Below are 24138 nucleotides of genomic sequence, written 5' to 3'. Positions count from 1 at the left end.
GGTCGCAGCCATGCTCATTGGCTTGACTGGCTGCTCCGTTGCCCCGCAGCCGTTGAAAGAGGATGAAGTTCACCAACGGGTGGCCGGTGATCAGCTCCAGCTTTACGCTGATCAGGAGCCCATCAAAGGGCCGTTGACCTTCTCCGACGCGTTGGCACGCTCGCTCAAGTACAACCTGGACTATCGCTTGAAGTTGATGGAGTCCGCCCTCGCCGCTGGCCTGCATGACGTTTCGCGTTACGACATGCTGCCCAAAATGCTGGTCTCGGCCGGTTACACCTCACGAAGCAACGAGTCGGGCGGTACGAGCGTTGGCATTGAAACCAACACTGTTTCGTTGATCCCCTCTTCTTCCGTCGAGCGCAACCGGACGCTGGCCAGCGCCGAGTTTTCCTGGAACCTGCTGGACTTCGGCGTCAGCTATTACCGGGCCAAGCAAAACGCTGACCAGTATCTGATTGCAGAGGAGCGCCGGCGGCGCGTCATGCAAACGGTCCTGCAAGATCTGCGCACCTCCTACTGGCGCGCCTTGGGAGCCCAGCGCCTCGAAAGCCAAGCCGACCAGTTGCTTAAACGCGTGCACGTCGCATTGGGCAAGTCGCGGGAAGCCGAGGTGCAGGGGCTACTGCCTCCAGCGCAGGCTTTGGCCTACCAAAGCGCCCTGCTGGATGCGACCACCTTGCTCAACGCTCGCCGCCAGGATCTGGAGTTCGCTAAACGCGAACTGGCCGCGCTGATGAGTATCCCACCCGGCAGCCAGTTCACGTTGGCCGAGGAAAGTGAGCCGTCGTTGCCTGGCGTCCCTACTGACATCGCCAAGCTTGAAGAAATCGCCTTGCAGGCGCGTCCTGAACTGCGCGAAGAAGATTACCGCAAACGTATTTCAGCCGACGAAGCGCGACGCCAGTTGCTGGCCCTGCTGCCAAGCCTGGGGATCAACATCAACGATCAATACGACTCCAACAAATACCTCTATAACAACAATTGGGTCGACAGTGGCGTGCAGCTGAGCGCCAACCTGTTCAAGCTGGCGGCCATCCCGGCCACGCAAAAAGCCAGCGAGTCCCAGGAAAAAACCGATAACGCTCGCCGCCTGGCACTGTCGATGGCCGTACTGACGCAAGTGCGCATTTCGGTCGAACGCTACAAGCTTGCCTTGGTCGATTACGACCTGGCTGACCAGTCAAGCCAGGTCGATCAGCGCATGGCCAAGTTCGCCCAGGCCTCGGTGACTTCGCGTACGGACTCCGAGCTTGAAGTGATCCGCACGCAAACCCGCGCCCTGCTCGCACAGTTCCAGCGATACTCAGCCTACGCCACGGCGCAAACCGCGTTCGGACGCATCTACAACTCCCTGGGCCTGGATGTATTGCCCGAAGACGTCCGTGGCTCCAGCAACCTGCAGCAACTTTCGCAGCAACTGAAAGAAAGCCTGAGCAGTTCAGAGCGCCAGGCGTTCACAACGGCGATCGGCGAGCTGCCTTCTCAGCAACCGTTGGCGGTCCGTCTTGAATACTCGGGCGACGCTCAAGCGGCCCGTGGCATGCTCGACGTGGCTCGCCAGACACTCAAGCGCAATCAGTTCGTGCTGGCTGAAAAAGACCAGTCGGGGCCCACGCTGATCATGCAACTGCGAATCGACAACGTTCAGGACGGCATCCGTCGCGGTCAATGGAACGTCAGCTTGCGCCGTGCCGATGGTAGCGTGGCAGGCACCAGTCAGTACCAAAGCACTTTGCGGGCCCAGCCCGATAGAGATTCATTGAACGCATTCTGCGAAGCCGCCACAGTGGCCGAAGTGCCGAACGTGCGAGCGTGGTTGAAGTCAGGCCCAACACAGGTCGCCTCAAAATGAGTATCCGGCATCGTAGCCTCCCCTTTTTCATGTTGACCGGTTCGTTGCTTGGCTGGGTTGTGGCTGGGCAATCGGCTTGGGCACAAAACGAAACCGACGCCGGCGTACGCGTGCTGCTGGTGGCCGACCAGGAAACCACGCTGGCCAGCCAGTTGGTGGGGCGGGTGCGAGCGGTCAACGCGTCCCTGGGTTCAACGTTCAGTAAAGGCGACGTGCTCGTCAGTTTCGACTGTGACGAGCAGGTCGCCCGCCTGAAAATGGCCCAGGCCGACCTGAGCTCGGCGCGCGAATCACATGACGCCAAGTTGCGTTTGCAAGGGCTGCAGTCCGCCGGTGAAGTGGAGGTTTCACTGGCGGCCAGCGCAGCGGAAAAAGCCGCTGCCCAGGTGGCCCAGTACCGTGCCCAGCAACAGCAATGCAATGTCCTGGCACCGTTCGATGGACGTGTGGTCAAGGTTCAGGTCAAAGCCTTTCAGGGCGTTAACCTGGGCCAGCCCTTGCTCGACATCATCAGCAAAGGGCCGCTGAAGATGCGCGTCAACGTCCCCTCCAAATGGTTGGTCTGGCTCAAGCCCGATCAGGCCTTCCAGGTGGATCTGGGTGAAACCGGTAAACGCTATCCCGCCAAGATCAAAGCCATCAACGCCCAGGTCGATGCCGTCAGCCAGACCATCGAACTTGAAGGTGTCATTGAAGGCCAACCCGCTGATCTGCTGGCGGGGATGAGTGGCACCGCACTGTTTGAAGCGCCGCAATGAACGCCCAGCCCCATACGGTCAACCCTGTCGCGGTGCTGCTGCATCTGGAGCAGCGCGCACAAGAGGCCCGCAGCACCGTCGAACTGGGCTTTGTGATGGTCAACGAAACATGGCAGCTTTTGCGTTATCGCCAGGCCTATATGTTCGTCAGCGACGTGCTGGGCAAACCCGTCTTGACCAACGTTTCAAGCTTGGCGGTACTGCCTGAAGAGTCGCCGTTCACCGTTTGGCTCAAACGGTTGAGCCTCCCTCTTTGGAAACAGACCGCGGCCTCGGACGAACCGACCTCCATATCCACCGTGCGTCTATGGCGAGCTCAGGAACTTCCCGAGAGCTTCGCGCAGGGCTGGGCCGAATGGATGCCAATGCAACTGCTGTGCGTGCAACTGCCCTCTCGCGATCAATCGCGTCGTGGCATGTTGCTGCTCGCCTGCGACACCGAACCGGACGAGCATACCCAGGCACTGCTCGCCCGACTGGGACAAACCTATGCGTACTGTCTCGCGACGCTGACAGACAAACGCCCCACGCTCGGTGCCCGCTGGCAGGTCTGGCGACGGCGCCCGTGGCGTATGTTGGTACTGGGTACCGTCGTAGCCTCGGCGTTGCTGTTACCGGTCCGTCTGAGTGCCCTGGCACCGGCCGAGATCGAAGCGCACAACGCAATGGCGATCGCCGCCCCACAAGACGGCGTGGTGCACGAGTTCATGGTCCAGCCCAACCAGATGGTGCAAAAAGATCAACCGCTGTTCAGCCTCGATGACACAACCTTGCGCAATCGTCGAGCCGTGGCCCGGCAAGCGCTGGAGGTCGCCCGCTCCGAAGCGTTGCTCGCGGCACAAAAAGCGTTCGACAGCGCACAGAGCAAAGGTGAACTGGCCGCCCTTAATGGGCAAGTGCAGGAAAAACAGGCCGAGGTCACCTGGCTCGACGAAATGCTTGAGCGCAACGTCGTCCGGGCGCCCCGCGACGGCATCGCGATTTTCGGCGACACCAATGATTGGATCGGCAAGCCCGTGGTCACGGGTGAACGCATCATCCAGCTGGCCGACCCACAAGATGCCGGGGTGCTGGTCTGGCTTCCGGTGGCCAATGCCATCAACCTTGAGACCGGTTCCGAAATTCGCCTGTTCTTGCACGTTGCGCCGCTGTCACCGCTGAGCGCCAGCCTGATTCAGACCAGCTATCAGGCCACGCTTTCGCCGGACAACATCCCTTCTTACCGGATTCGCGGGCAGTTTCAAGGCGATGCCAGCCCGTTGGCGCGGATCGGTCTTAAAGGCACCGCCAAGCTATACGGCGAATCAGTACCGCTGATCTATTACGTATTGCGTCGGCCTCTGGCCGCCTTACGTGAATGGAGCGGTCTGTGAGTGAGCTGGATCTGGCGGCCATGCCGTCGAACTCACCCACCGGATCAGCGCCAGACGACTCAAGCATCGAGCTTCCCGAAAACCTGCCTGCCATGCGCGAAGACTTGCGCCTGATTCCTGCGGCCACGCAACGTGACGGCTCGCCGGCCTGGATGATCCAAGACCCGGTCGGTAACCGTTTTTTCAACATCGGCTGGCTCGAGTTCGAGATGCTGTCACGCTGGTCGCTGGGCAGCCCGACCGCGTTGCTGGAGGCACTGGCGGTCGAGACGCCTCTACACGTCAGCCGGGCGGAACTGGCGGCCTTACTGACCTTCCTGAGTCGCCATCAGCTGCTGCATATCAGCGATGTCCACGGTACCCGACGCCTGGAAGAGATGGCCAAACAGCGCAAGCACACCGGCTGGCAATGGCTGCTTCACAATTACCTTTTCATGCGCGTGCCGCTCTGGCGCCCGCAACGCCTGTTACAAAGAACCCTGCCGTGGGTCGCGCCATTATTCAGCCGGACCTTTCTAGTGTGCCTTGCCGTCGCCATCCTGCTTGGCCTGTTCTTCGTCGAGCAGCAGTGGGACGTGTTCGTTGCCAGCTTCCAGCAAAGCCTCTCCCCGGAAGGCCTGGTCGGCTACCTGATAGCGCTGGCCGTTACCAAATGCCTGCACGAACTCGGGCATGCCTATACGGCCACCCGTTACGGCGTGCGGGTCGCGCACATGGGCGTGGCATTCCTTGTACTGTGGCCAGTGCTCTACACCGACACCAGCGAGTCATGGAAACTCGCCGATCGACGTCAACGTTTTCACATCGCTGGCGCCGGCATTCTCGTGGAGTTACTCATTGCCGGTATTTCCACGCTGGGTTGGGGGTTATGCGAAAACCCGATGCTCAAAAGCGCACTGTTCTTTCTGGCGACCACCAGTTGGATGATTTCCCTGGCCCTCAATGCCAGCCCGTTCATGCGCTTTGACGGCTACTTCCTGCTGTCGGACTGGCTCGACCTGCCGAACCTTCATGAACGCTCGGGGGCGTTGGCGCAAGCCTGGATGCGCCGACGCCTGTTGTCCTGGGACGAACCGGACCCCGAAGTCGTGGCGCCGCGCCTGCGTTATTTTCTCATCGCCTTTGCCGTGATCACCCGGATCTACCGCCTGGTGGTGTTTCTCGCCATCGCCGTCGCCGTGTATTACCTGTTTTTCAAGGCGCTGGGTATTTTCCTGTTTCTGGTCGAAATTGCATGGTTCGTCATTATGCCCATCCAGCGTGAACTCAAGGTCTGGTGGCGTCGCCGCAAGGAAATCCCCACACAGCGTGGCCGTCTGCTTATGCTCGGGTTCGGCGCACTGATGCTATTGGCCGCCCTGCCGTGGAGTACCCAAGTGCAGGCCCCCGCCTGGCTGCATGCGGAAGTTCAATACACGCTCTATAGTCCCTTGCCCTCCAGGCTGGTGGAAATGCCACCCGCCGGGCAACGCGTCGAAGCCGGTTCAGTCCTGGTCGTTCTCGACTCCCCGCAAATACGCGACAAGGCCGAGCGCTCGCACAAAGCGACGCTCGCATTGCGCGCACAACTGGCCGGGCTTACAGGGGCTGCAAACGGGGCCGAAAAATATGCCTCGGTTGCCAGTCAGCTCAGCCGTCAGCAAGCCGAGTCAGCCGCGCAGTCAGCCGAGCTGCAACGCCTGACACTGCGCGCGCCGATGGCGGGAATGCTCATCGACATCGACCCTGCCGTGCAGCCTGGGGTTTGGGTCAAACCCAATCAGCCGCTGGGCGTATTGGTCAATCCTGATAGCTGGACGGTAGAAGCCTTCGTCCGTCAGCAAGACCTCTCACGCCTGGCCGTTGGCGCTCGCGCGCGCTTTTATGCGCAAGGGGACGGCGGTAGAGCGCTTGAAGGCAAAGTGATCAGCATTGACGATTCGCGCACCCAAAACGTTCCTCACCTCATGTTGAGCACCGCCTATGGTGGCCCCATCGCCGTCTCAGCCAAACCGGACAAGAACTTGCAGGTCCGTGACGCGCTTTACCGGGTCAAGATACGTCTGGACGCCTCCCCCGCTCAAATGATGATGCGGTTAGGCAACGTATCCATCGAGGGTGCCCGCACCAGTGCGGTTGCCGAATTATTCACCGATGCATTGTCGATTCTGGTGAGAGAAAGCGGGTTTTGATGGATAACGGCAGGGCACCGGCTGCGCGCAACTGACCGTTAACAGGGTGATCGATCTTTTCCGGTTCGCGAACCGATCACTGGCTGTCGACCTGGGCACTCAGCAAGTATTCGAACTCCTGCTCCGGCATCGCCTTGCCATACAACCAACCCTGCGCACTCTGGCACCCATAAAGTTGCAAGAACGCTTGCTGGGAGGCTTCTTCGACACCTTCGGCAACCAGGGTCAGCCGTAGGCTATGAGCCATGGAGATGATCGCCTTGACCAACTCGGCGCTGTCGCGATTGTGTTCGATGTCGTTGATAAAGGAGCGGTCGATCTTGAGCGTTTCGATGGGCAGGCGACTCAAGTAGCTGAGCGCCGAATAGCCAGTGCCAAAATCATCGATTGCAATGGTCAACCCCAACGCATTCAGTTGTTCCAGTGTCTCGCGTACGACGACATTGTTATCCAGTAGTAGACCTTCGGTAATTTCCAGTTCCAGCCAGCCCGGTTCGCAGCCGGTGTTGCGCAGGACCGTACAAACCGATGTGAGCAAGTCGTTCATCTGGAACTGTCGCGGCGACAGATTGACCGCGATTCTCAGCGGCGGCCAACGATTGCCGCGGTTCCACTCGACAACACGGCGGCAGGCACTTTCCAACACCCATTCACCGATGCCGACGATCAATCCGGTTTCCTCGGCAATGGGAATGAAGGTGTCCGGGGCGATCAGCCCATGTTGCGGATGTTGCCAGCGCAACAAGGCTTCGGCACCGATCACGCGGCCACTGATCAGATCGATCTGCGGCTGGTAATGCAATACCAGCTCACCATTGCGCTGGGCATGGCGCAAGCTCGCCGCCAGCACCAGTCGTTCGGTGGATCTTTGGGTCATGCTCGGCGAGTACAGTTGTACATTGTTACGCCCGTGAGTCTTGGCGCTGTACATGGCCGAGTCGGCGAACTGCACCAGCTCATCGATGTTCTCGACGCCCGCCGTACCCTGGGCGATACCGAGGCTGCCTGAGACAAAAATTTCCCTGCCCTGGATCTGATAAACGCCCGTGATGGACTTCAGAATTTTGCGCCCCTTGTCCTCCAGCTCAAGGACAGTTTCGAGCGGCGTAGACAGGATCAGAGCGAATTCGTCGCCGCCCAGGCGGGCCACGTTATCGCGACCACACACTGAGCGTCGCAGGCGCCTGGCGGCTTCGCACAGCAGCTCATCTCCGGCACCATGACCCAAGGTATCATTGACCGCCTTGAAGTTGTCGAGATCGAGAATCGCGACCGCGACCTGACGCCCGTTGCGCCCCGCTTGCAACAAGGCTTCTTGCAAGCACTCCTTGAATCGTTCGCGGTTGGGCAGACCTGTCAATGCGTCGTAGAACGCCAGTACATGCAGCCGTTGCTGATAGTTTTTCAGCTCGCTGACGTCCTGGGCTGTCCCAAACATCCGCAAAGGCACGCCACCGGCGTCGTATTCGATGGTCAGGCAGGTCTGCAAGTGCAGCTCCCGCCCCCCCACCGCCATGCAATATTCCAGCGCCAGAAATGCGCTGTGCTTCGAGAAGGCGTGGTACACGCTCTCCAGAACACGGGCACGGTCCTTGAGTATGAGCATGTCCAGGAGTTCTTGCTGGGTCGGCGCCCAATGCCGCGGTTTATCGAGCATGCGACAGAGTTCCGCGGACAGCTGCAAGCGACCTCGCCGAAAATCCTGCTGCCAATGACCGAAGCGGGCCAGGGCCTCGGCCTGTTCGAGTCGCCGCTCGGCGGCCTTGAGCCTGGAGATGTCCCGGCCCACGGCCAGGACACCGATCACTGCCCCGCTAGCGTCTCTATCCGGCACGATGCGGATATGGCTGGTGCTCAACGTGCCGTCCACGCCGGGCCAGCACAATTCATGCTCGTCAGGCTGCCCACTGTTTAAAACCGACAGCAATTTGGCTTCATAGGCGAGTATTTCAGGCGTGTTTCCACCATCGCTGGGTTTCTTGCCCAGCAGCGTCATGGCCGGTACCCCAGATACGCGTACAAAGGCCTGGTTGACGTAAATCCGCAGACAGTTGTGATCGTACCGTACGATGATATCCGGGTTGTACTCGACCAGGGTCCGCAAGGTCTGGTGGTCGCTTGGCAGTTGCCATTCTGAATGATCAATCATTGGCAAGCAGCGTCGAGTGAGTGGATAGGAGTGGTTTGTTGCACATGTTCGTGACCTTTGGTATTCGGTGATTGACGATCATCACCTTGAACGGCTTCATGCCCGTCTGGTTGCGGAGCTGTCCACGGGGTAAATGTGTGTAAGGGAACCGCGACCGCTCGAAGGGCAAAAACAGGTTCAACGGCGCAGTTCCATGAAGTAGCGTCCTTTGTCAGACAATGAAATGCTTGACCCCGGCATTGAGCTCGTCAGCGAGTGTCGCAAGCTCTCGACTGGAAGCATGGGTCTGGTTCGCCGCACTTGAGGTCCGTGCCGAGACATCCCGAATGTCGAGCAGATTGCTGTCCACCTCGCGCGCGACATGGGACTGCTCCTGGGTCGAGCTGGCGATGCTCACGTTGCGCTCGTTGATCTGAGCGATGGCGACTGCAATCGCGCCGAGGGCGGTGCCCGCCTGGCGAGTCACTCCCAGCGTGTCCCGGGTCCTGCCATTGCTGTCGTGCATGGCGCCGAGGGCGTCCTGGCTGCCCTTGCGCACCGCGCCGATGATGTTTTCAATCTGCCGCGTCGACTCCTGCGTCCGCTGTGCCAACGCCCGCACTTCATCCGCGACCACGGCGAAGCCGCGTCCGCTTTCCCCGGCCCTCGCGGCTTCGATCGCCGCGTTCAGGGCCAACATGTTGGTTTGCTCGGCGATGCCTCGAATGACATCCAGTACGGAGGCAATGCCACCTATCTGCCCATCCAGCACCTGGAGGGCATCGGTGGTGTGTTCAATGTCACCGGTCAGCGATGCCATGGCATCGACTGCCCGACCGACACTCTCCTGTCCTTCGCGGGAGCTTTGGTCAGCTGATTGGGCCGCCTCGGAAGCCGAGACGGCATTGCGCGCCACCTCCTCGATTGCCACGGTCAGTTCAGTGACGGCGGTCACGGCTTGATCCAGATCATTGTTCTGGCGCGTCAGGCCCCGGCTGGCCTCATCGGATACCGAGCTCAGTTCGCCGGCCGTCGAAGCAAGGCGCGCGGCGCAACCCACGATGTGCTGGACGGTGCTGCGCAATCCTTGCTGCATCTGGTTCAAAGCACCCAGCAAGCGTGCCGGTTCATCCGCGCCGGGCGAGTCGATCGGATGGCTCAGGTCGCCTGCGGTGATGCGCTCCGCGGCCGTCAAGGCAGCGGTCAGCTGCCGCAAAAGCCGAAGCACCATGGATGTCGCCAGCGCAGCCCCGGCCAGCAACATCACCAACAGACCGCCGGACACCAGCATGATGTCGTTGCGGGCGCTATCACGTCGGGCTTCAAGCGCTTGCGCGAGTGCATCCAACGCCGGCCGGTTGAAGGCAAACAACGCGTCGATGGTCCGCGTGTAGATCGCCAGATAGTCGGCGACCGGATAGTTGAGCTCATTGGCCGAAATCAATTGAGTGTCGGTCAGCTTGAGGGCCTGCTCGACCTGCGGCCCCAGTGTTGCCAAAGGACCAGCGAGCAATGCGCTGAATGACGGGCTGGCACCATTGACCTTGGTGAAAGCTCTGGTCAGCTTGCCGAAGCTGTTCGCTGCCTGGGTCGTCAAGCTGCTGAGGGTGGCACGTTGTTCAGATTGGATTTGCCCTTGCGAGAGCAGCAGCGCGCCCGTCGTGCTCAATTGCGCGAGCAATTCACTGGTCTGTGGCAGTTCGACCAACGTGCCGGTGATCAGGTAATAGGTTTCAAAGATCGGATCCAGTGACAGTTCGAAGTGGTCGAGCAGCGAATCCTCCAGTTGGAGACAGGCGGCGACCAACTGTCCATGCAACGCCTGGCTATGAGCACCATTGACCGTACCTTGTGAGATCTGGCCAGCCAATTCACTCCATTGCCGATGAGTCTTGCGCAGGGCATCCAGAATGCCGGAAGGAACCTGAGATTCGCTCAATTCACGTTCGGTCAAGTCAAAGGCTTGTTCAACTTCGGCCTGTTTTTTCTGCCTCGTTTCAGTCAATGCCCGGCTACCGCCCAGCACCGCGGATGAAAGACTGCTGTGCTGTTGCGTCAGCTGAATCAGGTGCAACAGTTCCTGCACCGGTTGCATGCCGAGAGATTCTTGCACCGCCTGGCGACTCTGACCCATGGCGCCAAGGACGAATAACGACGTAGGCGCGGCGACCAGCACCAGGCACAGCACCGCCAACAAGGAAAACTTGCCGGGCAAGGACAATCGATCGAGCATGTTCATGAAGGGGCTCTCGGAGGTAAAGAGAAATCAGGTACCCAAGCCATGGGTCTAACGTCGTGTAGGCAAAGCTTCGCTGTACTACGGATCGGCTCAGCTATCGCACGGCGTTGGATTGACTTGCCGAGGATCCAGGCGCGACAACCAACAACGTCGTCCTCTGCTCATTGACCGTGACGGTGACGAAGCTGAAGTCGACGCCAACCCGGCTGTCGAAGCGTGCGGTCGGGTCGATCCCGATCGAAGGGATTTGCAGTATTGCGCCCACCCCATCAGCCAGCACCCCGACTCTTTGCAGGTGCTCGCCGACCGGCACTTCCAGGATGGCGATTTTTGTACGCTCCCCGATCAGGGTGGGCCGTCCATGCACCTGAACACCCAGGTCGACCACCGGCACCAAGGCACCGTCCATGGCGATTGCCCTGCGAACCGGCCCCGACAGACCAGCCCCGCCAATGAGACGAGCGCCCTGGATCACGGAATGGACGCTGCTCATGCTCACCGCAAACGCTGCACCACCGAGCATGAAAGACAGGTAAAGCCTGTTGGGGGCAACCCCATCGGCAACCCGACGGGGCGCAACGGCCGCACGGCTGAGCGTTTCTTTTTTTTCAAGCATGTGTTCGGTCAGGTCCGCCAGATAAAGCAATTTTTCCGCGAGTTCAGCAGCACTCATCCCTCTCATCGCCAATGGCAGCGTCTGCTGCGTGACGGCGCGACTCGATTGGTCGCCGATCGGGTCTTTGTCCACCACTGTCACCTCGTCATTGCCCCGTGTACCTAGCTCGCCTCGTGGTTCGGCGGTGTTCCCCGGTAGCGGCGCCAGTTCATCGAGCCCACCTGCGGCAAACGGTTCGATCGACATAGACGTCTGACGGGCAGTGCGCGAGTAGCCTCGGTAGTAAACAATCAGGGCGACGAGCATCAGCATACCCGGGGTCATGGCAAGGCACAGCCAGAGCGTCAAATCACGACCAGTCATGCATCGACCGCTCGATCGTCGACCGCACCCTGGAGCACCGCGAGTTCATCCACCGACAGCACGCGTCCGATGTCCAGCAGAATGACGAACCGCCCGCCAACCTTGCCCATGCCCTGGATGAAGTCGCAGCGAATATGCGCGCCGAAGGCCGGCGGCGGTTCGATGTCCGCCGAGGCGATTTCCAGCACTTCATTCACCGCGTCAACCAGTACACCGATCACTTGCTGTTCACCGGCATGGACGACTTCGAGAATGACGATGCAGGTACGCCGACCGACCTCGGTTTGCTGTCCACCGAAGCGAGCGCCCAGGTCGATGACCGGCACCACCGCTCCCCGCAGGTTGATGACCCCGCGGATACTGGGCGGCATCATCGGAACACCTGTGAGCCGACCATGCTCGATGATTTCCATGACGCTGAGGGTGCCAACGGCGAACTGTTCGTCGCCGAGGGTGAACGTCAGGTACTGCCGGGCCTGCGGCGCGGCGTCAGGGTGTTGCGTTCTTATCGACTGGCCCATGCCATTATTCCTCGAAACGCACGAAACCGGCCGGCACAGCCTGGCCGTGACGGCCTGGCCGCCCATTGAGCGCCAGTGGGATCACGTCCTTGCGCGGGGAGGCCGAACGAGTGGAAGACGGGACTGCGCGCTCGTCACCCCTTTGTTCCTCAAGACGGAAGAACCCCATGAGCTGCTGCAACTGCTCGGCCTGACCGCTCATTTCTTCGGCGGTGGCGGCCAACTCCTCTGAGGCAGAGGCATTTTGTTGGGTGATCTGGTTGAGCTGATTCATCGCCGTATTGATTTGGCTGACGCCCGAGGACTGCTCTTGGGACGCGGCGGAAATTTCCTGCACCAAGTCACTGGTCTTGGCGATGCCCGGCACGATCTCACCGAGCAGGCTGCCGGCGCGCTCGGCCAGGGCGACGGAGCCCTTGGCGACCTCGCCGATTTCCTGGGCGGCGACCTGGCTGCGCTCGGCCAACTTGCGCACCTCGGCGGCAACCACGGCAAAACCCTTGCCGTGTTCGCCGGCGCGGGCCGCTTCGATGGCAGCGTTGAGCGCGAGCAGATTGGTCTGGTAAGCAATGTCATCGATGATGCCGATTTTCTCGGCGATGCTCTTCATCGCAATGACCGTGTCCTTGACCGCCTCGCCCCCTTCGCGGGCCTGCCGAGAGGCGTTGCCGGCCATGCCGTCGGTCACCCGTGCGTTCTCGGTGTTCTGCTCGATGGAGGCCGACATCTGCTCGACCGAGGCCGACGTTTCCTCGACGCTGGCGGCCTGCTCGCTAGAGGCGTGGCTCATCGACTGGGCAGTGGCGGAGACTTGTTCCGAAGCGCTGCTCAAGGCGTTGGCCGAGCCACGCACCTCGCCGATGATTTGCGACAACTTCTCGACCATGGCTTTCATGGCGGCGAGCATGCTGCTCGAATCGTTTTGGCGCAGTGGAATCGCCACGTTGAGGTCGCCGGCGGCAATACGCTGGGCAATCTCGGCAGCCAGTTGCGGCTCGCCGCCCAGTTGACGGGTAAGGCTGCGAGTGATCCAGAGAGCCAGGCCAATGCCGATGAGCAGCGCGGCGCCGAGCAACACAAAGGACAGGAGACGGGTCTGATCGTATTCGGCTTGTTCCTGTTTGTCGTTGTCGGCGAAGGAGGCTTCCTGCAATTCGATCATGTCGTTGAGCAACTTGGTGTATAGGGCTTGCGCCGGGGCCAGGTCACCATAGAGCAAGTCGGCCGCTTGATCGTTCACGTTGGCCGTCGCCAATTCGACAAGCCGGTCCGCGAGCCGAATATAGGCTGCTCGTGCGTTCTGGATATCCTTGAACAGGCTCTGCTCCTGAGCGTTGTCCAGTAACTTCTCCAGGATATCCATATTCTTTTGCTGGTCCTGGCGGACCGCCAGGTATTGGTCACCCTGCAATTTGAGTTGCTGTTCATCGGTCTTGAGAATCATATCGCGCAACCTTACGCCGGTATCGTTCACTCCATTGCTGATGTCGTTGCTGACCTGGACTTTGGGATAGGCGTTGTCGGTAATGTCGTCCACGATCATATGGACGTTGAACAGACCATTGAGGCTGATAAGGGACAACGCCAGCATCATCACAAGCATGACGGCGTAGCCTGAACCGAGCTTGGTGGCGACCCGCATGTTGGAAAAAACGCTCATCATCGGACTTCTCTTCTTTATGGTTGAGATTTATGGTTGAGACGAATCTGGGCACGGAGCCTGGATCGCGATCATCTGCGCGTGGCCAGTGTTCGTTGTTTCGTTCCCGCGATTCGCTTGATCAATCCAGCAACATCCAGGATCAGCGCCACTTCGCCGTTGCCCAGGATGGTGAAACCACCCAAGCCACCCAGTTGGCCAAAGAGCTTGCCCAGCGGCTTGATCACCGTCTGGAACTCGCCCAATAGTCGATCCACCACAAAGCCGGCACGCTGCCCGGCGAATTGCACCACCACCACGTTTTCCCTGCGCGGGGGCTTGCCTTGGACATCGAACAGCTCGCGCAGGCGGATGAAAGGCAACACCTCGCCACGCAGATTGAGATAGTCCAGCCCGTCATTGGCCGGCAGTTCGATGCACTCCACCACCATGTCCTGTGGGATCACATAGCTGGCATTGCCGACACCGACCATGAAACCGTCGATGATCGCCAGGGTCAGCGGCAGGCGAATGCGCAGCTGGGTGCCCTGCCCTTCGATGCTGTCCAGCTCCAGGCTGCCGCGCAACGCGGTGATGTTGCGCTTGACCACGTCCATGCCGACGCCGCGCCCGGAGAGGTTGCTGATCTGCTCGGCGGTGGAAAAACCCGGCTCGAAGATCAGGTTGAAGATGTCGTTTTCCGCCAGATGTTGCCCTTCGCCGACCAGCCCGCGCTCAATGGCCTTGCGCAAGATCTTTTCCTTGTGCAAGCCACCGCCGTCGTCGGCGACCTCGATGACGATGCTCCCCGCATCGTGATAGGCGTTGAGGCGCAACGTGCCGTGGGCCGGCTTGCCGTGGGCCAGCCGCACCTCGGCGGGTTCGATGCCGTGGTCCATGGCATTGCGCACCAGGTGGGTCAACGGATCACCAATGCGCTCCACCAGGGTCTTGTCCAGCTCGGTCTCGCCGCCGCTGATTTCCAGGCGAATATCCTTGCCCATCTCCCTGGACACATCGCGGACCACCCGTTGGAAACGGTTGAAGGTGGAGCCGATCTGCACCATGCGCAGGGTCAGTGCTGAATCGCGCACTTCTTCCACCAGACGCGCCAGGACCGCCGTGGCTTCCACCAGCTCACTGGCGCCGGTGTTCCTGGCAGCGAGGTTGGCGCCAGCGCCGGCGATGATCAGTTCGCCGATCAGGTTGATCAATTGATCGAGCTTGCCGGCATCGACGCGGATCAGACTGTTCTCGCTTCTGCGTCCGTCCTGGACCTGTGGTGAGTTCGACACAGGATCGTCGGGTATCGCAGCGGGAATCGGATGCTCGACCGGCACCGGATCAATCACCAACGCCGCAGGCGGCAGTGGCGGCTGTTCGAGTGGCCCTGCGCCCGTAGCGGCAGTGAGCTCGCAACAACGGATGAAAATAATTTCAGCCAGGCGCTGGCGCTCCTCCGGCAGTTCCCGAACCATCTGACGGTATTCATCGGTCTTGCAGTGCGGCGACAGAATATGCACCTGACTGTCGTCGCGAATGAACTCGAAGACATTCTCAAGGGTGGCTTGATCGACATCGCCGTGAAAGCCGATCTCGAAGCCCAGGTAGCAACTCTCCGGATCCATTTGCGCCGCGCAGGGCAGATGATCGCCGAGGGTGACAATGTTGCAGATTCGCCCCAGCGTGGCCAGGTAACGGATGAACGCCAGGGGGTCCATACCGTTGCGCAGCAGGTCAAGACTAAAACGCAAGGAAATGTGCCAATGGTCGGCAGTCCTGGATTCACCGCCGCTTTCGATGCCGGGTTCATGCTCGACCGTCGACGTACCGCCCGGCTGGGTGCCGAGACCTGGCGTCGATTCAGATTCGTCGCCCAGAAATCCACGCAGCACGCTGAGCAGGTTGGCGCCGTTGTCACGAACGGTCTGCGGCGCGGACTCGTTGCCGTCCGCCACCAGCCTCACCAATACACCGACGTGATCGCAGGCCTGCAAGAACAGCGCGGTCAACTGCGCGTTGAATTGCAACTGCCGGTCACGAACACGATCCAGCACACTCTCTGCGACGTGGGTGAAGGAAACGATGTCATCCAGACCAAACAGACCTGCCGAGCCTTTGATGGTATGGGCGGCGCGAAAGATCGCGTTGATCGTGTCGGGGTCGTCCGCCGCCGACTCGATCCGCAACAAGGCTTCTTCCATCTCTTGCAGCAGTTCCAGGCTTTCGACGATGAAGGTCTGCTGTGCGTCGTCCAGGTTCATGAGCATTGCCTTTTCACCACCGGTTGGATTGCAACGGAACAGGGTCGCCGAACAGGACGGCTAGATCGCACAGCGCGAACACCTCCAACACCGCGGGGCTGTGATTGGCCAATCGCAGTTGCCGGTTGCGCAGGTTCGTCTCCTTCTTCGCCATGATCAGCAGTTGCAACCCGGCGGTATCCAGTTCCTGTACCCCGCCCAAGTCCAGTTCGAGGTCTTCATCCTGGGCGATCAGATCGTCCAGGCGTTTTTTCCATTCAGCCGCGGTGTAGATGTTCAGCTCGCCCTCGATGAAGAGGCGCTGATGAGCGTTGGGATACATGTGTTGGATTCTCTTCAACCAATGCCGGCATATCGCGTGCGGCATCGATAGGATTGCGAAGTTTCAGGGCAGAACGAGCTTGGACACCGCCGTAAGCATCTGCGCCGGCTGGAAGGGTTTGACCACCCACGCCCTGGCCCCGGCCGCCTGGCCTTCCTGTTTCCTGGCGTCGCTCACCTCGGTGGTGAGCATGATGACCGGGGTAAATTTGTAGGCCGGCAATTGCTTGGCCGCCCGGACGAAGGAAAGGCCGTCCATGTTCGGCATGTTCACGTCGCTGATGATCAGGTGCAGCTTGCGACCGTCGAGTTTGCTCAGGGCGTCTTTGCCGTCGCAGGCTTCAACGGTGTCGTAACCGGCGCTTTTCAAGGCGATGCTGACAACCTGGCGCAGAGACGCGGAGTCGTCGACGATCATGATGGTCTTGGCCATAAGGGCTCCTAGAAAAAGGTGATTTCGGATTCGTTGCCCGACGTACCGTTGGCATTGCCCCGGTGCACGTCATGCAGCTCGGGCATGGTGTAGGTTCGGGCCAATTGCTCCAGCCAGGCATCGGCGTCAATCGGAGCTGGAAGCTGACCCGTGGCGCTGGCCCGTTGCCCCTGGGCAAGGTGCTCGTGGAGTTTTTCCATGTCACTACGGACAAGGCACAGCACTTGGTTGACACGATCCTGGAACTGCAGGCTGACCAGCACCTGGGCTATTTCCTGGCCGACGGACTGGCTTTCCTTGCGCAACTCATGAGAAGAGTCGCAGAGCGTGGTGGTGGCGCCGCGGAAACGTTCGATCACCTGTTCGATGACTTGGCCGGAACGGTTCACGGTGGCTTCGTCCTGCTCGGCATATCGACGAGAGATTTCCAAGGTATTGGCGATGGCCGCACTCACCGTGTTCACCGTGTCGCCGATGCGCTTGCCGGTTTCACCGGACAGGCTCGACAGTTTACGAATTTCATCCGCCACCACGGCAAAACCACGACCGACCTCACCGGCACGGGCGGCCTCGATGGCGGCGTTGAGCGCGACCAGGTTGGTCTGCTTGGCGATATTGCCGACATCCTGGGCCATCGTTTGCAACTGTTCGGTGAGACTGGAGAGTGCTATCACCTCATGCAAGAGCGTTTCCTTGGTGGTCAATGCGGCGCGCAACGAAGCGATGATTGCATCGAGTTCCCGCTGACTGGTACCGAATAACTCGACCAGCCCCCCTTCCGCCGCTGCGCCATCCTGCGCGTCCGAAACAGCCCGCTCGACACGCATGGATATATCGGCAAAGCGCGCCGCCAACGTGGTGATAGCCTCTTCAGTGTGGCTGCGGGCGACTTCAATCTGGCCAGCCCATATCGGCAGCACGCCTTGGCATACCGGTTCCAGGCCACAGCGACACAGAGGGACGAGGGATTGCCGCGCTTGTCGCTCATGGTTGATTGAATCGATTTCGATACGTAGGGCATGGTTACGCGAGTGGTAATAAAAAGCCGTAGCCACGCCCAGCGCCAAAAGCAGAACGGCAAGCCCTACGGCCTGCATGTCCATCACTCCGCCCGCCAGTACACAGGCAGCTCCCAGGATCGCCAGCACCACAAATGCGATTGGAGCTCCCGACGCGTCGGATACCTGGGTATTGATTGTTGCGCTCAATGTGGACTCTCCATCCGACGGCCGGAACTGACAGCAGAGGCGAACGCCGGCAGTCTTGCGTCAAAAAATCTGGCAGCAAAATGCCACCCACCCATCATGAAGAACCTGCGTATACCGCGACCATCGGACCAGGCTGGTTTTGCGGTAGGCGCCACGGCGACTTCAGTAGGGATTACCCTACCCACTCAAAGAGGCTGGGCCACTGCGGAGGAGAACAAAGGGCGAAGAAAGGTGCCCGGGGCGCTCGTCGTCAAGCGCCTCGATCAGGTGGGCAATGGATGCCCGGAAGGTTTTCAGCGGTGGTTTTGCGAATGAAACAGAGGCAACACCCTGATGACTCAGAGCACCCCATGCTTGATGGCATAGCGAACGATATCGGCCGTACTGGTGAAGCCCATTTTTTCCATCAGGCGCGCCTTGTGGGTGCTGACGGTCTTGTGACTGATCGCCAGTTCCGCCGCGATCCGCGAGACGCTCAACCCCTGGGCAAGTTGGCGCATGACCTGCAGTTCCCGATCGGTGAGCCCATCGTGCTGGCTAAGCGGGCCCAACCCGCTGGCCGCAAACGCCATTTGCTCGGCCAGCCCGGCATCGATGTATCGGCCTCCGGCCGCCACCCGGCGAATCGCCGCGAGCAGGGTTTCGGGGTCACGGTCCTTGGTCAGGTAGCCTGAAGCCCCCGACCTGAACGCGCGCTGGGCAATCTGCACTTCGTTGTGCATGCTCAGCACCAGGATCGGCAACTTCGGATAGCGAAAGCGAATACGCGCCACCAGATCGTCGCCGCAGATGCCCGGCATGCTCATGTCGAGCAGTAGCAGGTCGATGTCGGTCACTCGCAGTTGCTCGAGCAGCATCGCACCGTTTTCCGCTTCGGCGACAACCCGCACATCAGCCGCCAGGGCGAACAGTTGCTTCAGGCCTTCACGCATGATGGCGTGATCGTCAGTGATCATCAGTCGTATCATAGGAGTTCCGGGCCCGGCTGAAAGGGAATGTACACTCGGACACGGGTCCCCTGCCCGGGTGCACTGTTTATGGTTACCGTTCCACCCACCATGTGTCCGCGCTCGCGCATGCCGAGCAACCCCAACGACCCCTCGGGCAATCGCTGAGGATCGAAACCTCGACCGTCGTCACACACCTCGATCTGCAAGTGCTCGGCATCGTGCGCCAGGTGAATATTGACCCGTCGGGCACGGGAATGGCGACCTACATTGGTCAGGGACTCCTGGATCACCCGGAAGATCGCGGTGGCGCGCTCGTCGTCGAGTACCAGTCGAGTGGTGGGCGCCCTGAGCCGACACTCGATACCGGTATTGCGAGTGCACTCGGACACCAGCCATTCGAGCGCGGAGATCAGGCCCATGTTGAGCGCGGAGGGGCGCAGGCTGGTGGCAACGTTGCGCACGACCTGAAGTATTTCGTCAACCCGCAGCATCAATGCCTGGACACGCTCCACCAACAGCGGCTGGTCATTGCCGAATTGCAGGCGCAGCAACGAGATGCCCATTCGCAACGCGGACAGCTGCTGCCCCAACTCGTCGTGAATTTCCCGAGCGATGTGCTTGCGCTCTTCCTCGCGCGTGGTTTCGCGACGACTGGACAGCAGACGCAATTGCACGTGCGATTCCTTGAGTCGTCGTTCCGCCGCGCGCCAGGCACTGACGTCGCGACCGACGGTAAGAACACCGATCAACGCGCCACTCTGATCGCGCTCTGGCACCAGACGGACCTGATAACAGACCGGCTCCAAGTCTTGTCCTGCCGGCAGGTCCAGCGTCAGTTCCGCTTCACCGGCCCGGCCGCTGCGCAGGACCTGCTCGACCCTTCCCTGAAACGATCGCGCCAGACCCGAGTGGGGCGACACCTGCCTGAAAGTTCTGCCGAGCAGAGCCCCCTGCGACTGATTGAGCATGCCTTCCGCTGCCGGATTGGCGTATAGGAAGCGCCCCTTCGAATCGAACCGGGCAATGACGTCAGGAGTGTTATCGAAGATTTCCCGGTAACGCTTCTCGCTTTCGCGCAGCAGCGTCTCGGCGTAGTTGCGCTCGATGGCGATGGCAGCCAAGTGGCTGGCTTGATAAATCAGCTTGAGGTCGCTGTCGGTCGGCCGGCCCGGCCGGCGTAAAAAGATGCTGAAGATACCCAGGACCTTCCCGGAAGAGTCTTTGATCGGCGCTGACCACCAGGCTCGCAATCCGGCCTTGACGGCCGGTTCCCTGATGGCGGCGCAACAACGATCGACAATCAGATCTTCGAAAATAATCGTAGTGTTGCGCCAGCCCGCTGCATCGCCCCCCTCCGAGATATCGATATCTCCCACCGCCTGTAGATAGTCGGCCGGCAGGCTCGTTGCGGTAACGAGATTCAAATGGCGAGCGTCATCGCTCACCACCCTGATACTGGCGAGGAACTCCGGCCGGGCCTGCTCGACATAAGCCGTCACCAGCGATAGCACCTCAACCAGCGGAGCGCCCTGTGCCAGCCGCTCGAAAATGCGCAGCCGGGCCTCCTCCAGGCGCTCGTGACGCTTGAGTGCGGTAATGTCGTAACCCTTGACCAAAACGCTGGTAACCGATCCGTCCGCGCCTCGCTCGGCGTTTACCTGGAAGGCGTGCACCACCCTTTCTCCGCTTGCAGCGTTCGGCCACTCCAGAACGGTTTCCAGCGGTTCGCCGGTACGTATCACTTGATGCAGCAGCGCCAGATAGTCCTCCACCGCCATGTTGGCGGTCCAGCCATCCTCGATCGGCATTTGCAGCGCTCGGGCAGCTGGTATACCTGTATACCGCTCAAAAGCGGGGTTGACGTAAGTGCGTCGACAATCGAGGTCGTAACGGATGATCATGTTCAGAGAATTCTCCGCCAAGGCTCGGAACTGCTGCTCGCTGTTCAGCAGACGAGTCTCCATGCGCCTGCGCTCACTGATATCGCGGCTGATCCCGACAATCCGATAGATATGCCCCTGCTCGTCATGCACGGGAATGAACGTCGAGTGGAGGGACACCGACCCGGCCGGAAGATCGATTTCGGTGCTCCACTCGATGCTTTCGCCACGGGCCAGGCAGCTCATCAAACCTTCCATGACCTTTTGCCCCGCCTGCGGCGCGACCTCCCCCAGGCAGCGACCGATCAATTGTCGGCGGTCGAGCCCCGACACACGTTCAAAGGCTGCATTGACCTCCATGTAGCGGAACTGCCGATCTTCGGTGATTTCCAGCAGATAGAGGCAGTCGGAGCTGTTGTCGAAGACTTCCCGATAGCGCTTCTCGCTTTCCTGCTGCGCCGCGTGCAGGCACCTGCGTTCGGTGATGTCACGGGCCAGTTCCAGGCTGTAGCTCTGGCCGTCCAGCTCAAGATAAGTGACGCTCAACTCGACAGGAAAAATGCGTCCATCGCTGTCACGGTGACGACTCTCGATGATCTCGGGCGTTCTCTGCGCCGTGTAGTTCCAGTCTTCCAATATCTGCTCATTCGTCCAGTCCGGATCGATTTCTTCGACCGTCATGCCGAGCAGTTCCGTGCGGCTGTAGCCCAGGCTTCGACAGGCTTCGTCGTTGACATAGCGAAATCGGGCCTGGCGGTCGATCAGGTATGCAGCTTCATGCACATGGCTCAATGCAAGTTCCAGCAAGGACAGGTGCTCTTCGGCTTTGAGAAGACGGCTGAGGTCTTCGATCTGGACGACGAAATACAAAGGCGCGGCGTCGCCGCTACGTATCGCACTGACGGTCAGTTGAACCCTCACATATTCGCCGTTGCGGTGCCGGTAACGCTTGTCCATTCGCAGGTAGGACACATCCTCCATGGCAAGCAGCCGACCCCAGTCCAGTTCCTCGGAAAAATCATCCGGATGAGTCAACACCTGGCTGCTGGTTTGGAGTAGCTCATCTTCCTCGCGACCGAGCAATTGGCAGAGATAGCGATTGACTCGCAACCAGCGCCCGTCGAGTCCCAGCAAGGCCATGCCGATGGCAACGGACTCGAAGGCCAGGCGAAAACGTTCTTCGCTGTCCATCAACGCCTGTTCGATGCGTTTACGCTCACTGATATCGTGCAGGAAACCAAACCAGATAATCGACCCATCCGCCTCCAGCGTCGGCGTGGAGCGCCCCTCGAGCCAGATCTCGCCCTTTAGCGGATGGTGTACCCGATATTCGCACTGCCAGGGACTCAGCGTACGTCCCGATGCGGTAATCGAGTCCCGGACTCGATCGAGATCCTCGGCATGGATACGCTCGAACAGAATATTGGCGTCGCGTTCGAGCTCGTCCCGTGCCACCCCGTAATACTCTTCGTAGCCCGGCGACGCCCAGGGCATGGAAACCTCGCCATCGACTCCCAATCGAAAAATGCCGATGATGCCCGGCGCCGTTTCCACGATCCGCTGCAACCACTGGTCCTGCTTCAGGCATTTGCTCAAGCTTCGAGCCGCTGCACACGGCTCGATCTCGCAAAGAAGCCCTCCCTCGACCGCAGTCGCCTTCGTGCGTCCGAGCAGCACGCTGCCGTCCTGGCGTTGGTAGCGCAGTTCACCCGCTGCGTCGGCGAAGTGAGCCGGCAGGATTCGGCCGTCCACTGCGCGCGGAAACTGACCGTTGGGGTCGTGGAGCAACGCCTGGATGCCAACGTCGGTCAGTTGCGCCGGCGTGTAGCCCAACAGCTCGGCAAAAACGCCGTTGGCTTTCAGTATCCGGCCCTGACCATCCAACAGCACCAGCGCCGCCGAGACCAGATCGAAGACGGCGTCGAAGAGTCGGGCTTGCACCAGCGGTGCGGGGGAAATATCCGTTTCCATAGAGAGCTTCATCGGCACTTCGCTCTAGCGTTGCTTATGGACAAGGACCGCTCGGTTTTCGGTCGGTTACGACGCATGCTCATCAAGACCTGCCATGAGTATGGTTCATCGTTCACTTCTTCGTCATAAGACTTAAGACCAAGTGATGTATGCCCGGAATTCGAACGAGCGATAAACAGACTCAGGTATCTTCCGAAGCGTGGTCATATAAACAATAGTTGTTCTTACCACCGCCCTTGGCTTGATACATGGCGATATCCGCCTTGCGCAAAAGGCTGGTGGTGTCCGTGGCATGATCGGGACACAGACTGATACCCAGGCTGGCGCCAACGCCGATCCGCCGACCTTCAATGTAGAAGGGGCTGGACAGCGCGGCGACGATATTGGACGCGACCTGCCTGGCCTGATCGGCATTCACCCCATTTTCCAGGATGACGGCGAACTCGTCGCCGCCGATCCGACACACCACATCGGTGCTGCGCAACGTTTCCCGCAGGCGCTCGGCGACCAGAATCAACAGGCTGTCGCCGGCCTCATGACCCAGCGTATCGTTGACGATCTTGAAGTCATCGAGGTCGATGAACAGCACCGCACAGGACGTAGCGTAGCGCATCACCTCCAGGACGGCGGTCTCGAGTTTTTCCTTGAAATAATGACGGTTGTTCAGCCCCGTCACCGGATCTTGATAGGCCAGCTCGTTCAGTTGCTGCTGGGCCAGTCGACGCTGTTGCAGCTCGGCACTGATGCGTGCGTCATGACTTTCGAGCTGATCCATCATGTCATTGAAACTGCGAGCGAGTCGGCCGGTCTCGTCGCTGCCATAGACCGTCGCTCGCAGACTGAAATCCTGATAAGCGCGCACCCGTTCGGTCAGTTTTACCAGGTTCTGCAACGGCCGCACGATGCTGGACGCCATTCGCCGAGAGAGCATGAAGGACAGGTACAAGGCCGCCGCGGCCGCCAACCCACCGAACAGGGCCTGCAGCGCCAGGCTCCGATAGAGCGAGGCAAAACTTGCCTGCACCGTGACACTGCCGATGACCTGGCCATGAAGCTCTATCGGCCGACGCACCAGCAGGGACCGCCAGCCGATTTCTTCGATCCCATCGTGATTCACAACCTCTTCGGTCGGGTCACGCCGATAGATCGCCAGTTTATGACCATCGTTGAGGGTGAACGCTGCCCACGTGATATCCGGGACGTGTTGGAGGGAGGTCAGTGTTTCATACGCCTCGTCGGCGTTTGCGAATACGATTGCCGCCGAGCCATTACTGCCGACCACCATGGCATGAGCCGTGATGTCCTCCGCCAGCGCGCGGCGCTGATTGACGAATTGATAGCTCAGCAGCGCCACCAACAGGACCGCCATGGCGGCCGAGGTCAACTTGAATCCAGTGTGAGTGACCTTGTCGCGCAAAGGAAGATCCTCGAAACGTAGACGGGACATG

At 60.2% G+C, this 24138-nt stretch carries 16 protein-coding genes and 1 pseudogene; 4 read left to right on the top strand and 13 right to left on the bottom strand.

Annotated features, from left to right (window positions below; all coding sequences use genetic code 11):
- The first annotated feature begins 10 nt into the window (after positions 1-10).
- The 4 genes from AC515T_RS11680 to AC515T_RS11665 are packed head-to-tail and all read left to right on the top strand — an operon-like array spanning position 11 to position 6157.
- Positions 11-1855 carry a TolC family protein gene (locus AC515T_RS11680; RefSeq protein WP_496532586.1) on the top strand — a complete coding sequence of 615 codons (1845 nt, stop codon included), beginning with the start codon at positions 11-13 and terminating at the stop codon, positions 1853-1855.
- The gene (locus AC515T_RS11675) at positions 1852-2613 is read left to right on the top strand and encodes an efflux RND transporter periplasmic adaptor subunit (protein WP_496532585.1); all 762 of its coding nucleotides are present in this window, start codon (positions 1852-1854) and stop codon (positions 2611-2613) included. The genes AC515T_RS11680 and AC515T_RS11675 overlap by 4 nt, the downstream gene beginning before the upstream one ends.
- Positions 2610-3986 (top strand): efflux RND transporter periplasmic adaptor subunit, encoded by a 1377-nt coding sequence (locus AC515T_RS11670; protein ID WP_496532584.1) that lies wholly within the window; start codon positions 2610-2612, stop codon positions 3984-3986. Before AC515T_RS11675 ends, AC515T_RS11670 begins: the two co-directional genes overlap by 4 nt.
- A complete protein-coding gene (locus AC515T_RS11665; protein WP_496532583.1) occupies positions 3983-6157 on the top strand; it encodes a site-2 protease family protein in 2175 nt (724 codons plus the stop codon). Before AC515T_RS11670 ends, AC515T_RS11665 begins: the two co-directional genes overlap by 4 nt.
- 76 nt (positions 6158-6233) lie before the next feature.
- On the opposite strand, the gene AC515T_RS11660 is transcribed toward AC515T_RS11665, so the two are convergent.
- The 13 genes and pseudogenes from AC515T_RS11660 to AC515T_RS11600 form a co-directional block, all read right to left on the bottom strand.
- Positions 6234-8306: a putative bifunctional diguanylate cyclase/phosphodiesterase gene (locus AC515T_RS11660; RefSeq protein ID WP_496532582.1), complete on the bottom strand. Its 2073-nt coding sequence runs from the start codon at positions 8304-8306 to the stop codon at positions 6234-6236.
- A 211-nt stretch (positions 8307-8517) separates the two neighbouring features.
- A complete protein-coding gene (locus AC515T_RS11655) occupies positions 8518-9381 on the bottom strand; it encodes a methyl-accepting chemotaxis protein (RefSeq protein WP_496533118.1) in 864 nt (287 codons plus the stop codon).
- Positions 9376-9516: pseudogene (locus tag AC515T_RS11650) on the bottom strand (HAMP domain-containing protein); the annotation flags it as partial. The pseudogene AC515T_RS11650 and the gene AC515T_RS11655, both read right to left, overlap by 6 nt.
- Positions 9517-10618: 1102 nt before the next feature.
- Entirely contained in the window at positions 10619-11503 is an 885-nt protein-coding gene (locus AC515T_RS11645; protein ID WP_496532581.1) for a chemotaxis protein CheW, read from the bottom strand.
- Positions 11500-12024 carry a chemotaxis protein CheW gene (locus AC515T_RS11640; protein ID WP_496532580.1) on the bottom strand — a complete coding sequence of 175 codons (525 nt, stop codon included), beginning with the start codon at positions 12022-12024 and terminating at the stop codon, positions 11500-11502. Before AC515T_RS11640 ends, AC515T_RS11645 begins: the two co-directional genes overlap by 4 nt.
- 4 nt (positions 12025-12028) lie before the next feature.
- Positions 12029-13684 carry a methyl-accepting chemotaxis protein gene (locus AC515T_RS11635; protein WP_496532579.1) on the bottom strand — a complete coding sequence of 552 codons (1656 nt, stop codon included), beginning with the start codon at positions 13682-13684 and terminating at the stop codon, positions 12029-12031.
- 71 nt (positions 13685-13755) lie between these two features.
- A complete protein-coding gene (locus AC515T_RS11630) occupies positions 13756-15927 on the bottom strand; it encodes a chemotaxis protein CheA (RefSeq protein ID WP_496532578.1) in 2172 nt (723 codons plus the stop codon).
- Positions 15928-15940: 13 nt separating this feature from the next.
- Positions 15941-16249: an STAS domain-containing protein gene (locus AC515T_RS11625; RefSeq protein WP_496532577.1), complete on the bottom strand. Its 309-nt coding sequence runs from the start codon at positions 16247-16249 to the stop codon at positions 15941-15943.
- Positions 16250-16312: 63 nt separating this feature from the next.
- Complete coding sequence (locus AC515T_RS11620) at positions 16313-16681, bottom strand: response regulator (RefSeq protein WP_204126558.1); 369 nt, start codon at positions 16679-16681, stop codon at positions 16313-16315.
- A gap of 8 nt (positions 16682-16689) precedes the next feature.
- On the bottom strand, positions 16690-17508 hold the full coding sequence (locus AC515T_RS11615; protein ID WP_496533117.1) for a methyl-accepting chemotaxis protein: 819 nt from the start codon (positions 17506-17508) through the stop codon (positions 16690-16692).
- A 719-nt stretch (positions 17509-18227) separates the two neighbouring features.
- Positions 18228-18857: a response regulator gene (locus tag AC515T_RS11610; RefSeq protein ID WP_429546540.1), complete on the bottom strand. Its 630-nt coding sequence runs from the start codon at positions 18855-18857 to the stop codon at positions 18228-18230.
- The gene (locus AC515T_RS11605) at positions 18854-22690 is read right to left on the bottom strand and encodes a PAS domain S-box protein (RefSeq protein ID WP_496532576.1); all 3837 of its coding nucleotides are present in this window, start codon (positions 22688-22690) and stop codon (positions 18854-18856) included. The genes AC515T_RS11610 and AC515T_RS11605 overlap by 4 nt, the downstream gene beginning before the upstream one ends.
- Positions 22691-22871: 181 nt before the next feature.
- Positions 22872-24137 carry a diguanylate cyclase domain-containing protein gene (locus AC515T_RS11600; RefSeq protein WP_496532575.1) on the bottom strand — a complete coding sequence of 422 codons (1266 nt, stop codon included), beginning with the start codon at positions 24135-24137 and terminating at the stop codon, positions 22872-22874.
- Position 24138 lies beyond the last annotated feature (1 nt).

The organism is Pseudomonas sp. FSO-7 (assembly GCF_059579345.1).
The sequence above is the reverse complement of the archived record's forward strand: the minus strand, read 5'-3'. Positions and strand labels throughout refer to the sequence as shown.